At 38.2% G+C, this 15,256-nt stretch carries 14 protein-coding genes; 9 read left to right on the top strand and 5 right to left on the bottom strand.

What is annotated here, in order from left to right:
* Positions 1–28 precede the first annotated feature (28 nt).
* From AC056_RS10800 to AC056_RS10790, 3 genes are all read left to right on the top strand, one after another.
* Positions 29–916: a DMT family transporter gene (locus AC056_RS10800; RefSeq protein ID WP_077163603.1), complete on the top strand. Its 888-nt coding sequence runs from the start codon at positions 29–31 to the stop codon at positions 914–916.
* 202 nt (positions 917–1,118) lie between these two features.
* Positions 1,119–1,442, top strand: a complete 324-nt coding sequence (locus tag AC056_RS19585; RefSeq protein WP_153575745.1) for a hypothetical protein — start codon at positions 1,119–1,121, stop codon at positions 1,440–1,442.
* 330 nt (positions 1,443–1,772) lie between these two features.
* A complete protein-coding gene (locus AC056_RS10790) occupies positions 1,773–2,057 on the top strand; it encodes a YciI family protein (protein ID WP_016142940.1) in 285 nt (94 codons plus the stop codon).
* Positions 2,058–2,109: 52 nt separating this feature from the next.
* On the opposite strand, the gene glyS is transcribed toward AC056_RS10790, so the two are convergent.
* The 3 genes from glyS to AC056_RS10775 form a co-directional block, all read right to left on the bottom strand.
* Positions 2,110–4,179: a glycine--tRNA ligase subunit beta gene (glyS, locus tag AC056_RS10785; protein WP_077163602.1), complete on the bottom strand. Its 2,070-nt coding sequence runs from the start codon at positions 4,177–4,179 to the stop codon at positions 2,110–2,112.
* The gene (gene glyQ, locus AC056_RS10780) at positions 4,179–5,156 is read right to left on the bottom strand and encodes a glycine--tRNA ligase subunit alpha (protein ID WP_077163601.1); all 978 of its coding nucleotides are present in this window, start codon (positions 5,154–5,156) and stop codon (positions 4,179–4,181) included. The genes glyS and glyQ overlap by 1 nt, the downstream gene beginning before the upstream one ends.
* A gap of 89 nt (positions 5,157–5,245) precedes the next feature.
* The gene (locus tag AC056_RS10775) at positions 5,246–5,671 is read right to left on the bottom strand and encodes a hypothetical protein (RefSeq protein ID WP_077163600.1); all 426 of its coding nucleotides are present in this window, start codon (positions 5,669–5,671) and stop codon (positions 5,246–5,248) included.
* 30 nt (positions 5,672–5,701) lie between these two features.
* Here AC056_RS10775 and AC056_RS10770 point away from each other — a divergent pair, with 30 nt between their 5' ends.
* The 4 genes from AC056_RS10770 (at position 5,702) to AC056_RS10755 (ending at position 9,524) form a co-directional block, all read left to right on the top strand.
* Positions 5,702–6,118, top strand: coding sequence for a lysozyme inhibitor LprI family protein (locus tag AC056_RS10770; RefSeq protein WP_019457812.1), 417 nt, complete (start codon positions 5,702–5,704; stop codon positions 6,116–6,118).
* 109 nt (positions 6,119–6,227) lie between these two features.
* Positions 6,228–7,490 (top strand): putative DNA modification/repair radical SAM protein, encoded by a 1,263-nt coding sequence (locus tag AC056_RS10765; RefSeq protein ID WP_077163599.1) that lies wholly within the window; start codon positions 6,228–6,230, stop codon positions 7,488–7,490.
* Positions 7,491–7,493: 3 nt separating this feature from the next.
* Entirely contained in the window at positions 7,494–8,291 is a 798-nt protein-coding gene (locus AC056_RS10760) for a TIGR03915 family putative DNA repair protein (RefSeq protein ID WP_077163598.1), read from the top strand.
* A 132-nt stretch (positions 8,292–8,423) separates the two neighbouring features.
* Positions 8,424–9,524, top strand: a complete 1,101-nt coding sequence (locus AC056_RS10755) for an HPP family protein (protein ID WP_077163597.1) — start codon at positions 8,424–8,426, stop codon at positions 9,522–9,524.
* A gap of 68 nt (positions 9,525–9,592) precedes the next feature.
* On the opposite strand, the gene AC056_RS10750 is transcribed toward AC056_RS10755, so the two are convergent.
* Positions 9,593–9,847, bottom strand: a complete 255-nt coding sequence (locus AC056_RS10750; protein ID WP_077163596.1) for a PspC domain-containing protein — start codon at positions 9,845–9,847, stop codon at positions 9,593–9,595.
* Between the two features lie 241 nt (positions 9,848–10,088).
* Here AC056_RS10750 and AC056_RS10745 point away from each other — a divergent pair, with 241 nt between their 5' ends.
* Entirely contained in the window at positions 10,089–10,748 is a 660-nt protein-coding gene (locus tag AC056_RS10745; RefSeq protein WP_077163595.1) for a hypothetical protein, read from the top strand.
* 68 nt (positions 10,749–10,816) lie between these two features.
* Here AC056_RS10745 and AC056_RS10740 read toward each other — a convergent pair whose 3' ends face one another.
* Entirely contained in the window at positions 10,817–12,640 is a 1,824-nt protein-coding gene (locus tag AC056_RS10740) for an acyl-CoA dehydrogenase C-terminal domain-containing protein (RefSeq protein WP_077163594.1), read from the bottom strand.
* Positions 12,641–12,896: 256 nt separating this feature from the next.
* Here AC056_RS10740 and AC056_RS10735 point away from each other — a divergent pair, with 256 nt between their 5' ends.
* Positions 12,897–15,245 carry a hypothetical protein gene (locus tag AC056_RS10735; RefSeq protein WP_077163593.1) on the top strand — a complete coding sequence of 783 codons (2,349 nt, stop codon included), beginning with the start codon at positions 12,897–12,899 and terminating at the stop codon, positions 15,243–15,245.
* The last annotated feature ends 11 nt before the right edge of the window (positions 15,246–15,256 follow it).

Here is a 15,256-nt window from a genome sequence, read left to right as displayed (position 1 = left end):
TGTTCCATTTCACTAGTGCAGATTTAACATGGCAATTTCCCTTGCTGCCGAAACCCAGCCTCCCGTATTTAAGCTCTCTTTATGTATTGCTGTAACCGTCTTTTGTTGGGGTTATTCCCCTATTGGCGTACATAGTGCTTTACATTCATATACACCTCAGCACATTGCCTTGCTCCGTTTTTTGATTGCATCTGTTTTTTTACTACTTTTGGTCATGAAAAAAGGCATTCAGCCTTTAAATTGGAAAGATGTTCCTGCACTTGGGGTGTTAGGATTTTTCTCTGTAACATTGCATCATTTGCTTATAAATACAGGGCAGCAATATGTGACTGCGGTTGCATCTAGTATTTTGAGCCAATCCATTCCACTATTCACTTTTATTATTTCAGCTTTGCTTTTTAAAGAAAAAATCAGTTTTAAACAGTGGTTGTGTATTTTGCTGGGACTTTGCGGCGCCGTGTTGGTGGTCAGTGGAGATCATGGTTTTGGTGTGCCGAGCCCTTATAGTTTGTTGATTGTTTTAGCTGCAATTGCATGGGGGCTGTACTTTAATTTATATAAGAAATTTGCTTTAAATTATGATGCTTTGAGCATGATGTGCTACATCATTTGGTTCGGTACCATTCCTTTACTATTTTATAGTGCCCATTTACCGAATGAGATGTTACATGCTACTTGGCAAGCCAATATGTCAGTTGTCCTATTAGGTATTTTCCCAAGTGCGATGGCTTATGTACTTTGGGGTTATGTACTTAAAAATATGCCGTTAACGATTGCATCGAATTTTTTATATTGTTCGCCGATTGTCGCTATGAGTTTGGCAGTTCTTTTCTTAAATGAAAAACCATCAATGATGGTGCTGCTAGGTGGAGTGATTATTGTGGGGAGTTTGGTGTGGATGAATTGGAAAAAATAATTCTTTGAGCCAGCCAAGTAGATAGCAATTAAATATTATCGTTGTTGAGAGCTGATTTAAAATGAGAGTATTTTATTAAAAAAATGATCATTTAAATCAGCATAACTTGATAGCTATATCTTATAACTCAAAATATTAGTAGTGGAATCATTCTATCCTTTCTACTTTCTCAATATAGTCAGAAGAATTATATGTAATTGCAATGACTACTTTCTCTCTGCTAATTACTGAGTCTGGGATTAATAGAGTTTCGTCCACGGAATCGAGTGGTAATTTACTCGGCATTACACTATGTATTGACGACACGATTGTATTCGCTATTAAGCCGTTATATAAAGCCACTCCGTATGCTTTGGGTTTGTTGTTCATTTTATACGAAGTGATTGTATCTACTCTTTTATCACCAATGAGTCTACTTACTACAGGGGGATGGAATTTATTTAAAAATTCATTTCGAGACATTCCAACTACATTAATCTTTTCTGTAGCAGGTGGATTTGCAGTGTTAGGTAAAGTGATCCGATGAGGATCTATAGAACAGCCCATTTGTCCAACAGATAACATAGAAATAACAAGTAATAGAATATTCTTCTTCATTTATTTATAACTCTAGATGATATTAATTGATAAAACCAGCAGACTTATAACGATATTTTTTAAAAATATCAAATTATTATAATGACTTATATAAGTAAAAGACTTGTATTAGGTAGTGTGGTGAAAAAGTTATAACACTCTAATAATTTTGTCGTTGGGTGGAGTAATTATTGTGGGGAGTTTGGTGTGGATGAATTGGGGGAATAGGCGTACTATCGAATAAGCATATGTAATGCGCTACTTGCTTTAAGAGAATGAGATGATTGTTGTTACCTTGACTTATAAAAAACCGTTAGCCGAAGTTGATGCTGTACTCAAAGAACATATTGCGTTTTTAGATCATTACTATGAGCAAAAGAAGTTTTTAGCATCGGGACGCCGAGAAAATAGAGTAGGTGGGGTAATTTTGGTGCTAAGCTCTTCGATTCAAGAAGCCGAAGAAATCATGAAAAATGATCCGTTTTATATTCATGATGTGGCCGATTATGATTTTATGTGGTTTGAGCCATCGAAAAGTTTAGAAGAAATTAAAGCATTTGTTTAACGTAAAAAATAAAGGGATCTCTAAAAGATCCCTTTATTTAATAATGAGCTAATTAGCCCTGCAATACACTCACATCAGCTACAGCAGTAAACAAGTTACGTAACTGAGCCAATAAACGTAAACGGTTTGCTTTCAGGTCAGCATCATCTGCCATTACCATTACGCCATCAAAGAATGCATCAATCGGCGCGCGAAGTGCTGCAAGCTTAGAAAGGGCAGCAGTGTAATCTTTTGCTGCAAGTAATGGTTCAACCACAGGAGTTACTGTTTGAAGCTCAGCAAATAATGCTTTTTCAGCATCTTCAACCAAGTTTGCTTCAACTACAGAACCTTCTGGTGCAGCTTCTTTTGCAAGAATATTAGCAACACGTTTGTTTGCAGCAGCAAGTGCAGCAGCTTCAGGTAATGTACGGAAGTGGTTAACAGCATTTACGCGCTTGTCAAAATCAAGTGGAGATTTTGGTGCAAGTGCTTGAACTGCTTGAAGCACATCAACAGCAACACCTTGGTCTTCGTACTTAGCACGGTAACGACCTTCCAAGAAAGCAACCGCATCAGCACGAGTTTTGTCGTGGTCTTTAACGATATTGCCATAACCTTGAAGTGCAAGATTTACTAACTCTTCAATAGTTACATCTAATTCATTTTCAATGATTAAACGTAAAATACCAATTGCTGAACGACGAAGAGCAAATGGGTCTTTAGAACCTGTTGGCGCTTGTCCAATACCGAAAATACCAACTAGAGTATCTAAACGGTCAGCAAGGGCAATCGTTGTACCTGTTTTGGTTTTTGGTAAAACATCACCAGCAAATTTTGGTAAATATTGTTCACCTAAAGCTTCTGAAACTTCAGTGTTTTCACCTTCAATACGCGCGTAGTAAGTACCTGCAATACCTTGAAGTTCTGGGAATTCACCAACAAGCTCAGAGGTTAAGTCGCATTTAGCAAGTAATGCAGCTTTTTCAGCATCTGCTGGGTTTGCCCCAGTGATCGGAGACAACGCAACAGCAAGTTTTGCAATACGTGTTGATTTGTCCCAAAGCGTACCAAGCTGTGCTTGGAATACCATATTTGCTAATTTTTCTTTACGAGATGCAAGCGGTTGCTTTTGATCTTGTAAGAAGAAGAATTCAGCATCAGACAAACGAGGACGAACAACTTTCTCGTTACCTTCAATAATTTGAGTTGGATCTTTAGACTCAATATTTGAAACAGTAATAAAGTAAGGCTGTAATTTACCTTCCGCATTGATCAAACAGAAATATTTCTGGTTGTCTTGCATTGTCGTAATAAGAGCTTCTTGAGGAACAGCTAAGTAGCGTTCTTCAAAAGTTGCACGTAAAGCCACAGGCCATTCAACGAGGCTTGTTACTTCGTCAAGTAAGTCAGCTGGAACAATCGCAGTTGCGTTCACTTCATCAGCTAACTTTTTCACTTGTTCTTGAATGGTTGCTTGACGCTTTTCAAAGTTCGCAACGACATAAGCTTTTTCTAAAGCAGCTAAATAGTCATTTGCATGCGCTAAAGTCACAGCTTCAGGTGCATGGAAACGGTGACCATAAGTCACATTGCCAGCTTTATGATCTTGAATAGTCGCGTCAACAATTTGGTTATCTTTAAGTAAGAGAACCCATTTCACTGGACGTACAAATTCGGTGCGGCTTGCAGCAGAACGCATACGCTTAGCAATTGGTAAATTGTCTAATGCAGTTTGTAAAATCTGTGGAAGTAAAGCATCAAGGCTTTGACCTTTTACATCTTTTAAATAGCAAACTTTTTCAACTTTACCAGCTTGGAAAGTAGAAAGCTGATCAACTGTAATACCTTGACCACGCATAAAGCCTTCGAGTGCTTTAGTTGGTTTGCCTTCTGCATCGTAAGCTGCTTGAACAGCAGGACCGTCAAAACGTTTTTGTGTATCCGCTTGAGCAGCATCGATATCTACAATTTTAAGCGCTAAACGACGTGGCGCTGCATAAGCTTCAATTGATGCGAAGTTTAAACCTGCATCTTTTAAGCCTTTTATCGTTTCAGCTTTTAGGGCATCACGTAAGTTTTTTAAGCTTTTTGGTGGAAGCTCTTCACAGCCAAGTTCGAATAAAACAGTATGTTTGCTCATTAGTTTTTCTCCGCCTTTGCTGCTTCACTTTCAGCTTGTGCTTTTAACTGTGCCAATACTTCATCACGTAAGTGTGGTTCTGCCATTGGGAAGCCAAGCTCTGCACGTGCTTGTACATAACTTTGTGCAATAGCACGCGCTAAAGTACGTACACGTAAAATGTAACGTTGACGCTCAGTCACAGAAATTGCGCCACGTGCATCAAGCAAGTTAAAGGTATGAGACGCTTTAACCACTTGCTCATAAGCAGGAAGAGAAAGTTTTGCTTCAATTAAACGGTTTGCTTCTGACTCGTAAAAATCAAAGAGTTCAAATAGTTTTTCAACTGGAGCGTATTCAAAGTTATAAGTCGATTGCTCAACTTCATTTTGATGGAATACATCGCCATAAGTTACAGTACCGAATTGGCCTTTCGTCCAAATAAGGTCATAAACCGAGTCTACACCTTGAAGGTACATCGCTAGACGTTCTAAACCATAAGTGATTTCGCCTGTTACCGGATAACACTCAACGCCACCGACTTGTTGGAAGTAAGTGAACTGAGTCACTTCCATGCCGTTAAGCCAAACTTCCCAACCTAAGCCCCAAGCACCTAGCGTCGGAGATTCCCAGTTGTCTTCTACGAAGCGAATATCATGAGTAAGCGTATCAATCCCGATTGCTTTTAAAGAATCAAGATAGAGCTGTTGGATGTTATCTGGGTTTGGCTTAAGCACCACTTGGAACTGGTAGTAGTGTTGCAAACGGTTCGGGTTTTCACCATAGCGACCATCTTTTGGACGACGTGAAGGTTGAACGTATGCCGCGTTCCAAGTTTCAGGCCCTAAAGCACGTAAGAATGTTGCGGTGTGGAATGTTCCAGCGCCCATTTCCATGTCGTAAGGTTGTAATACGACGCAGCCTTGTTCGGCCCAGTAGTTTTGTAGGGCAAGAATTAAACCCTGAAATGTATCAATATGCGAGATGGCGCGACTCATGTAGCATCCACGAATTTATGAGAAAAATTGCCCCTAAGTATAAGGATTTTGTAGGGGAGTGGCAAAGGCTTAATCAAAGGAATACGCGATTAGCCTATTTGTTTTCGGCTTAGCCACTTCAAGCTTAACCAGTAGCAAAAGCCGGTAAATAAAATCATGAGATAAAAACTGTAAATCTTATAAATATCCCACCAAGGAGATGGAAATGACCCGACAAAAAACAAACGTGCAATAGGGCTTATCAAAATCCAGATCGCAGTTGCGCTAATGAAAATACTCATCAGATTTAAACGATTTTTACGGGCGAGTAAATATGAAATGACATATGTGAAAGGAGTAACCAGAAGGCCATAAAAAAGTAAATAAAATAAGAAGTGGGCTAGAAAAATAACTCCAATCGAATAAAGGTTGAACTCAGCATTTAATGTCATTACTCCTAAGGCAGATAAACTTAGCAATGGTATAGGTGCAAGCGCAAGTGCGTGAATAATCGTTTTTTTGTTATATTGAAGCATATTAAAAAATTATAGAACTGAGAAGAAGTTATGTTGAAATTTTGCTGCAAACTTATTGTTTTATCCAGCCTTTTCTGTAGTCCGTGGTTATACGCACAAACCGAAACTGATGAGCAAGATGAATACAACCAATGTGTAGACCAGACTATTAAAGAAATGAAGCTTGAAAGTATTAATAACATGGTTGTGTATAGTTGTTCTGATAAAGCTAAAAAGACTTATGAAGAAAAAATTGTTGCTCTGATTGATCAAATTCGTGCACAAAGCGAAGAATACAAACAGCCAGAACGTTACCAAGATATTTTAAAATCTCAGCGACTCTGGAAAGCCTATGTAGATCAGGAATGTAATAATGCAGGTTCATACATTGGCTCACCGATGTATTCATATTGCCCAATGCAAGAGTATGAAAAGCGTGTAAAGCAGCTTGAAGAATACGTTAATTAAGCTAGTTCATTTTAAACGTCATCTCATGACGCTGACCGTACTTCACTAGATTAAATTTAAGAATGCGACATGATATTTTTTAAACGATGCCACAAATGAGTCGTTTGATATGTCTGATCGCATTCGAGAAAAACTACAGATTCTTGCTGATGCTGCTAAATATGATGTGTCTTGTTCATCAAGTGGCAGTGACCGTAAAAACAAAGATAAAGGTCTAGGGGATGCTAGTCATTCGGGTATTTGTCATAGCTATACTGAAGATGGCCGCTGTGTATCTCTCTTAAAAATTCTATTTAGTAATGTTTGTATTTTTGACTGCGCCTACTGTGTTTCACGCCGTTCTAATGATGTCCAGCGTGCGGCATTTACGGTGCAAGAGGTCGTAGACTTAACTATTAATTTTTACCGCCGTAATTATATTGAAGGGTTATTTTTAAGCTCAGGCATTTTTAAATCGGCGGATCATACGATGGAGCGTATGCTTCAAGTCGTGAAAAAGTTGCGTCTTGAAGAAAACTTTAATGGCTATATTCATCTAAAAACCATTCCGGGAGCATCGCCTGAACTGATTCATGAAGCAGGTTTATACGCTGACCGAATGAGTATTAATTTAGAGATGCCAACTGAGATTGGGCTAAAAACTTTCGCCCCAGAAAAATCACATCAGGAAGTACAAAAAGATTTAGGACTAGTCCGTGACAGGCTCATTCAGCTTAAAGATGAGCGACAAATCATTAAGCATGTACCGAAATATGTACCAGCAGGGCAAACCACTCAAATGGTAGTGGGGGCACATCAAGAGTCAGACCAAGATGTCTTGTTTATGGCAGACAAGCACTATAAGGAATTTAAACTCAAGCGCGTCTATTTTTCGGGTTATATCCCAATTAATACCGAAAATAATTACTTGCCAGCAGTGGGTTCTGCACCGCCGTTGCTTCGTGAAAATAGGCTCTATCAAAGCGATTGGTTGATGCGTTTTTACGGTTTTCAGGTCAATGAAATCGTCAATGAAAAACACCCAAACTTAGACCTTGATGTAGACCCGAAATTAAGCTGGGCTTTAAGGCATCCTGAACAGTTTCCAGTAGATTTAAACCGTGCAGATTATCAAATGATTCTGCGTGTACCGGGCATTGGGGTGAAATCGGCCAAGAAAATTGTGCAGGCTCGCCGTTTTGGAAAAATCCATATCGATTTACTTAAAAAATTAGGCGTGGCCTACCAGCGTGCAAAATTCTTTATTCGCTGTGAAGACAGTCCAAAATTCCAAAAGGAACTATCTTCTGGGTATATTCGACAGCAGATTTTAACGCAGGGATCTTCGAAATATGTGCAGCAACTCTCGCCACAATTAAGCCTTGGGTTTTAGGCCATGTTTAATGAGGAAGTTGCTTACTATTTTGATGGTTCAATGGTTGGGCTGCTAAGCTGTGTTTTTCGTGCATTTCAATTTAAAGAATTACAGGTCAAACTCTGTCTGAATGATGCAGCTCAGCATGGCTTATTTGCCGATAAAATTGAGGTTGCAAATAACGAGCAACATGCCGAACGTGTGTGGTCTGCGTTACAAAAAAAGCTTTCATCTTCTTCGTTAAAACAATTTTATTTTGCTTATTTATCTGAATCTTTAGACGCCTATCAGCACTTATTTAATTACTGTATTTATGTGTTTAGTAGTCATTCGTCTGTAGAAAAAGATTACTCGCACCCAAGTGTTCTAGCAATTGCACAGTGGACGAAAAAAGTCGGGCGAGAAAAGCATAGAATGGAGGCTTTTATTCGCTTTAAGAAAACTAAAGATGAGCTTTTTTTAAGTCTGGTTCGTCCCGATTTTAATGTTTTACCGCTTATTCAGCCGCATTTTAAACGGCGTTATCAAGATCAGCGTTGGCTCATTTATGACGAGCAACGTAATTTTGGTATTTATTATGATTTAAGTGAAATACATGAAGTTTCACTCGAAGCTTCTGAAGTTGACCGTAATTTAAAAAATGGCATGAGTCAAAGCTTTCAACTTGAGCTAGATCAACAAGAAGTTTTGTATGATCAACTTTGGAAAGATTATTTCAAGAGCGTAAATATTACAGAACGCCAGAATATAAAACTTCATGTGCAGTATTTGCCAAAACGTTACTGGCGCTACTTAAATGAAAAATTGATGGAATATTAAAGTTTTAAAATAGTAAGAATAACTTCAACAAATTCTCTGAACATTAAAAGATATAATTTAAATGCATTTTATATGGCTTTGGGCGTATACTTTTGCCCGTTATAAATAACGGCATATCCCCAAAGGTGTACTGTGAGTGTTATACAGCGAGAATGGTTACAGATTTTAAAACCAAATTTTAAGGTTTTACCTCTTAAAGAGCGGTTGCTTTGCGGTATTGGAGCGTTGTGTGGTTTAGCAATTTCTTCTTTAATTAGCTGGTATGTTCTTGGCGGAATTAATGCTTGGTACATCGCGCCTATGGGTGCCTCATCTGTTCTTTTATTTGCAGTTTCAACCAGTCCATTGGCTCAACCTTGGAATGTGATTGTTGGCAATACTTTAGCTGGCATTATTGGCGTTGCTTGTGCACAGTGGATTCCTGATTTAACTACGGCTTTTAGTGTGGCTGTCGGGCTTGCCATCTTTTTAATGATGACTACCGACTCGTTACACCCACCAAGTGGAGCAGTTGCAATTACGGCTGTACTGGGTGGTGCAGCCATCCATAAATTAGGCTTTTATTTTATTTTTTATCCAGTTTTACTCAATTCGCTTCTTTTACTTGGGTTTGCTGTTTTCTTCAATCGATTGATTGGGCGACATTATCCCGTTACCGCACATTTAAATGAGCGAAGTAAGGACCCAACGCCAACTCAGAAAGTGTCGATTCAGCCAAAAGATATCGAGTATGCATTAGGGCATCACACTGAACTGTTAGATATTAGCCAGTACGACTTAGAAAAAATCATTTTAGAAGCTCAAGAACATGCCAATGAACGCATGGTGAACCAATATATCTGTCAGGATATTATGAGCCGTGATGTGATTAAACTACATGAAAATGACGATATTCACCAAGCACTCGATAAGTTTAAACAAGTGAACTTGATGAGCTTACCTGTGGTCAATGCAGACAACCATTTGGTCGGAACTTTAGCGCTCTATGAAGTCGTCGAGTGGTTTAAAGGCGCAGCCGATCCAAGAAACTCTTGGCAGCATTATGTAAAGCAGATCATGAGTCGTCGAGTGGTTACTGTACTACCAACCCAACCTATTCAAGATTTAGTGCCATACTTTGTTGAAAAGTCTTTTAACTACATTCCTGTTGTTGAAAATCGTAAGCTTATAGGAATGATTAGCCGTGCAGATATGATTGCTGCATTACAGCAACAGCTAAATCGGAAGCTATAATTTTAGAATAAAAAAAGCTACGGTTGATTAGGGGATGCAACCGTAGCGACCAAAATAAACTAAGTTATTTAATGTACTTGTTCTTCTCGTACAGTACGAACAGGCTGTTGATAACCATGGACTTGTTCAGGCTGTCTTTTAGGAATGACTAACCATAAAACGAGATAAACTAAAATCCCTGGGAAAGCCGCACTCATTACCGAAACCAATACGAAAATAATGCGTAATAAATTTGTGTTCCAACCAAAACGTTCAGCAATACCGCCCATTACACCGGCGATCATGCTTTGTCGGTTCGAGCGATATAAACCAGAATTGGCCATCTAATTCTCCTCAAATATATAAACTACAAGGAATCATTTATTCACTTGTTTAATAAAGATATGGAGATCGAATTACCAAGTTAAAGTCTTAATAAAACTAAAAATGGTTAAAATATGTAAACGATTTAAGGGAATGAAAGAAACATCAACTAAAATGCACTTTTTCAGGGCTAAATCTTATTTATATAGGTAAATAGTTCTTGGATTAAAGATAAACTTGTAACATTGCTGTCGTATTTAAATGATGTATATATCTTTGAAGCAGTCTGGTTTTGTAATAAAGCATTTAGGTTTAATGATTATCCTAGGCATAGGGTTAACTGCCTGCGATATAAACCATGCGGAATCGAAAGATCATTCCAGCGTATCCACGACAGCTTCAAAGCATGAAAATGATGCTATAAAAAATAATTCGGCAGTAACAACTTTAGATGCTGCGGCTGGTCGGACTTTTCTACCAAATAATTCACAAGGCCACTTACAGAAATTGTCAGCCTCATCATTACAGTATGTTGGACGTTATCATACTCGCATATCTTGTACAGATGCTTTTGCTGATTGTGAGAATGGGGAAGCAGAATATATTTTAAATTTACTAGCCGATGGTTCTGCCTACTGGAATGTAATTCATTACGGACGTATAGGTACTAAAGATGGAGCTAAAAGTGCGGTTGTAAATCAATTGTGTCCTAACTTAACGTGGAAAGTAGATAATGTAGAACATAATTTAATTATTCATTGCCCCGCATCAGATGTGAATTTCTACTTTAATATTGATTCAGAAAGAATTTTATCGGTAAATTTAGAAAAACTCTTTTATAGTGATTATGGTAAAAATCGTGAGTTTCTAGAACAAAATTATTTTGTACCTACAAAAGCTTATATCCTTAAAAAAGAATAAAGTTAATTTAAATATAAAAAAGAGCGCAATATAAATTGCGCTCTTTTAATTTTAGTATTTACAAATCATTAGTAGTCGAAGCTAAAGTGTTCAACTGGTAATGAAGTAAGTGTGCGAGATGTAGTTACCATCGATTCTGCATGACCTTGTGCACGTGGCAATAAACGGTCGAAGTAGAAATCAGCAACTTTAATTTTTGCTTTATAGAACTCAGGGGTTTCTTGACCGTTGCCAGCTTCTAATTTTTCAGAAGCAATCACAGCTTGTTGAGCCCAGAAGTAAGCCATCATGACATAGCCTGAGAACATTAAGAAATCTACAGAAGCAGAAGACACGATGTCGCGGTCTTTACGAGCAGCAAGCATGATACGAACTGTTAAAGTGTTCCACTGAGCACAAAGCTTAGTTAAGTCCCAAGCAAAACGACGTAAGTATTTATTACGTGCGTGAGCAGCACAGAATTTTAAGATTTCAGCAGTGTATTCACGTACTACTTTACCTTTTGAACTTAACAACACTTTACGACCAATTAAGTCGAGTGCTTGAACACCAGTTGTTCCTTCGTATAGGGTCGCAATACGTGCATCACGTGCGATTTGCTCCATACCCCATTCTTTAATATAGCCATGACCACCGTAAACTTGCATACCGTGGTTAGCTGCTTCTAAACCAAGTTCAGTTAAGAAACCTTTTAAGATCGGGGTATAGAAACCAAGTTTGTCATCGTAGTCTTCGAAAGCAGCTTGGTCACCACGTGTTAACGCATCTGTCATTTTGTCAGCAATTTGCGCAGCGTAGTAAATCATTGCACGACCGCCTTCAGCGATTGCTTTTTGAGTTAAAAGCATACGGCGTACGTCAGCATGGTGAATGATTGCATCAGCAACTTTATCTGGATCTTTCTTACCAGAAAGGGCACGCATAGACATACGGTCTTTAGCATATGGAAGAGCACCTTGGAAAGATAACTCAGCATGTGCAATACCTTGAACAGCAGTACCGATACGCGCTGTGTTCATGAAGGTAAACATTGCATGTAAACCTTTGTTTACTTCACCAATCAGGTAACCGGTTGCATTGTCAAAGTTGAGTACAGCAGTTGCAGAAGCACGAATACCCATTTTGTGTTCAATTGAACCACAAGTTACGGTATTGCGTTCACCCACACCGCCATCTACTGTAGGCATGAATTTAGGTACGATAAACAATGAAATACCACGTGTACCTGCTGGCGCATCTGGAAGGCGAGCAAGTACGATGTGAATAATGTTTTCAGTTAAATCGTGTTCACCCGCAGAAATAAAGATTTTTGTACCCGTGAGTTTGTAAGTACCATCTGCTTGAGGTTCAGCTTTAGTTTTTACTTGGCCTAAGTCTGTACCACATTGAGGTTCAGTTAAGCACATTGTGCCGCTCCATGTACCTTCAACAAGTTTAGGCATATATGTTTGTTTTTGCTCATCTGTACCGAATTGCAAAATCGTGTTCATACAACCTGAGCTTAATCCTGGATACATGGTAAATGACCAGTTTGCAGTACCCATCATCTCTGATTTAATCAGGTTTAGAGACATTGGTAGGCCTTGACCACCAAATTCTTCAGGATAAGAAAGTCCTTGCCAGCCACCCATTACGAACTGGTCATAAGCTTCTTTAAAACCTTTTGGCGTTTTTACTTCGCCGTTGTCAAAATGGCAACCTTCTTCATCGCCAGATTGGTTAAGTGGTGACAGTACATTTTCACAATAATCTGCCGCACCTTCAAGAATCATATCTACAGTATCTGGATCTGCACTTTCACCATTTGATAAAGTTTTATAGTGAGCAGGATAATCTAGTACTTCATTCATTAAGAAGCGGATATCGTGTAGGGGAGCTTTATATGCTGGCATGGCTTTAATCCTAATTTTGAATCATTGTGGGATTATCTCAATCGATGATTTGATTATTCACTCGCATGATAAAAATACAATGTTAATCACACCCGAAAAGAATGTCAGAAAAGCGAATTTTGTCGAAAATAAATACACCGTAAATTATATTTTCTGATAAAGTCAGGGCTTATACTTTTATGTGAAAAAACAACTAATTTTTTATTTTTAGCAAGTTTTGCTGAAAAGATAAAGCGATAAGGTTTTAAAAAAGGTTATGCATTTAAAATATCTCAGTTTATGTTTATTTAGTTTGGGCTTGACGGCGTGTGCGCAACACAGTGTGCGTCCGCAATTAGCCTCTGCGAATTTAGAGCAAAAAGCTATTCAAAGCGTTAACGCGATGTATGAATATCCAAGTTATGATTATCGCGGAAACTTTAAAATTACGGTTGATCCATCACAAATAAAGCAAAATTCAAAAGCTGAAAATACGCCAAAGCTTGATGCTGAATTACAAAAGAAAGTCGATCAGTACTTACGTGAGCAAAAGGTTGGCTTAAGTAAAGCACAGAAACAAACCCTCTATGCGGCTATTGCAAATGAACAAGGTGATTTGGGACTGACCTCATCAGCACGTTCTGACAAAGTAAACGCCGTATTAATTAATTTATTAAATGATCTTCAATTTAGCTATGACGGCTCAATTCATTATCGTCAGAAAATGGGTTCATTTAACCTAACTGCTAGATATGAAAAGCCAACGCTATTGGTCCAGGCAAAATTGCCAATGGTGCTTGATTTAGAAAATTATAAGTTTTATGTAAATTACTTCGGTTTAATGCCGTATTTAGTCAATAAAGAAAATCAAAACAATTTAACTTACATTGATTTTTCAAAATACAAAGACTTCTTTAAAAATGTCGATATGAAGAAGTTTATTGAATATCTTAAAGCTTCTAGTGCAGTGTCATATCGGTTGGCTGACCCGCAAAACTTACAACGTGTATCTCTGACAGATACTGATCGTAAGGCTGGGGCTGTTGATAAAATTCGTTTGAAAACTACGATTGAAGAGTTGCTTTTAGAAGTTGAGCTGTATGGTCAGGTCAATGATAAATACCTTCAAAAAAGTGTTTTAGGCTTCGATAATGAAAAGATGGCAGAAAAGGTAGCAACTGAGCTTGCTGCTTCTGAAGCAAAAAAAGGAGCAACTAATAAGGAAGAACTAAAAGTTTCTTCCGATGACGCTGCTGCTGTAAGTCAGGAACTATATAGTTTAATCAACGCACACTTTGATGGCGCTCTTTCATCAGATGATGAAGGTGAAGATAATTTAAGTGCGGCGGCGCAAGCTCCTGAAGCTGCAGATGCATCGGCTTCTGAAGACGAAGATGCCAGTGAAGAAGCTGCTGCAGATGGTGTACAAGATGCACAAGCTGAAGAGGTTGTAACTCTCACTGAAGATCAATGTATTGAATTAAAAACACTGAAGAAACCTGTTGCTTTAGGTGATATTAATTATTGCCAAGTTTATGGCATTGATGTGCTAGACCAGAGCGCTGCAAGTGCTGAAAAAGTTCAAACTAAGTCTCGCCGAGACGCTTTAAAACAAACGTTTGAAGCTTATAACCAAAACCAGTTTATCAATGATGAAGCTTTCAAAGCTTTATGGTTAAAACATAAAGCTGAGATTGAGCAAGCTTTACCGAAGCAAAGAAATCCAATCACGATTGATGTGGCTTTAGATGACAAAGGCCGTGCAGTGAACATGGCTTATGATGTTGCTTATACGCCAGCCGAGTTTAAACATAGCTTCAATATTAAAGCTGATATGCAAATTTTAAACTACGGTAAAGCGACCTCAATTGATCAACAGCAGCTTAAACAAGCCAAATCTGTAGCTGAAGCAAGTAAAGGTTCTATGCTAGAAAACTTTATTAAAGGTTTTGGTGACAAACTCGGTCAAGGTGATGTGTTAGAGCATCCAGTAGGCACGCATAGTGACGTACAAGATCTAGATGCAAATCTGGCTGTACTTGCAGATAAAACCTATGACGCAACGCATGCCTATGACAAAACTTATAAAGCAGTATTTATTGCCAAATTGACTGCTGAAAAACCGTCATATATTAAGTATTACTCTGTTCAACAGCTACAAGAAATTGCTGAGGTTTATGCTTACTGGTTCTCAGAAGAAGATACCTATAATCCTCAAGGAAAAGCCTTAGAACGCATTACAGCTTTACAGAAAAAGCATCATCTTGAGCAAGATGAGCAGTTTGACCATGAGTTAGGTCGTGCTGTAGATCATATTGTAATAGAGACCATGCAAGGTAAAGCAGGGCGTGAAGCTTGGCAGAAATTACAGAAGCAATATAAGCAACCAGCCCAACTTTTCTCAAAACAGTATCAGTTAGAGTTTGAAAAACAAAACGGTGTTTCTGCTGAAGAAAAACATTTGTTATCAGAAACCGCTGATATTTTAGGAAACGTTTATGTGGCCGCTCGTAAACAACAGCTTACGGAAAAAACAATTCAGAAGTTAAAACCTGAACATAATGAATTTATTGATTATGAAATTTTCCGAGATGTTTATAAGCAAATGGTCGCTGCTAAAAAATAGTAAATGAGATA

The sequence above is a fragment of the Acinetobacter genomosp. 33YU genome (assembly GCF_001990725.1).
GTDB lineage: Bacteria > Pseudomonadota > Gammaproteobacteria > Pseudomonadales > Moraxellaceae > Acinetobacter > Acinetobacter seifertii.
This window is presented reverse-complemented; position numbering and strand designations above follow the sequence as displayed.

Excerpts from the sequence above, each read along its gene's own strand:
- AC056_RS10800 (WP_077163603.1), top strand. The coding sequence starts at position 29 with ATGGCAATTTCCCTTGCTGCCGAAACCCAGCCTCCCGTATTTAAGCTC.
- AC056_RS19585 (WP_153575745.1), top strand. The coding sequence starts at position 1,119 with ATGACTACTTTCTCTCTGCTAATTACTGAGTCTGGGATTAATAGAGTT.
- AC056_RS10790 (WP_016142940.1), top strand. The coding sequence starts at position 1,773 with ATGATTGTTGTTACCTTGACTTATAAAAAACCGTTAGCCGAAGTTGAT.
- glyS (WP_077163602.1), bottom strand. The coding sequence starts at position 4,179 with ATGAGCAAACATACTGTTTTATTCGAACTTGGCTGTGAAGAGCTTCCA.
- glyQ (WP_077163601.1), bottom strand. The coding sequence starts at position 5,156 with ATGAGTCGCGCCATCTCGCATATTGATACATTTCAGGGTTTAATTCTT.
- AC056_RS10775 (WP_077163600.1), bottom strand. The coding sequence starts at position 5,671 with ATGCTTCAATATAACAAAAAAACGATTATTCACGCACTTGCGCTTGCA.
- AC056_RS10770 (WP_019457812.1), top strand. The coding sequence starts at position 5,702 with ATGTTGAAATTTTGCTGCAAACTTATTGTTTTATCCAGCCTTTTCTGT.
- AC056_RS10765 (WP_077163599.1), top strand. The coding sequence starts at position 6,228 with ATGTCTGATCGCATTCGAGAAAAACTACAGATTCTTGCTGATGCTGCT.
- AC056_RS10760 (WP_077163598.1), top strand. The coding sequence starts at position 7,494 with ATGTTTAATGAGGAAGTTGCTTACTATTTTGATGGTTCAATGGTTGGG.
- AC056_RS10750 (WP_077163596.1), bottom strand. The coding sequence starts at position 9,847 with ATGGCCAATTCTGGTTTATATCGCTCGAACCGACAAAGCATGATCGCC.
- AC056_RS10745 (WP_077163595.1), top strand. The coding sequence starts at position 10,089 with ATGATGTATATATCTTTGAAGCAGTCTGGTTTTGTAATAAAGCATTTA.
- AC056_RS10740 (WP_077163594.1), bottom strand. The coding sequence starts at position 12,640 with ATGCCAGCATATAAAGCTCCCCTACACGATATCCGCTTCTTAATGAAT.
- AC056_RS10735 (WP_077163593.1), top strand. The coding sequence starts at position 12,897 with ATGCATTTAAAATATCTCAGTTTATGTTTATTTAGTTTGGGCTTGACG.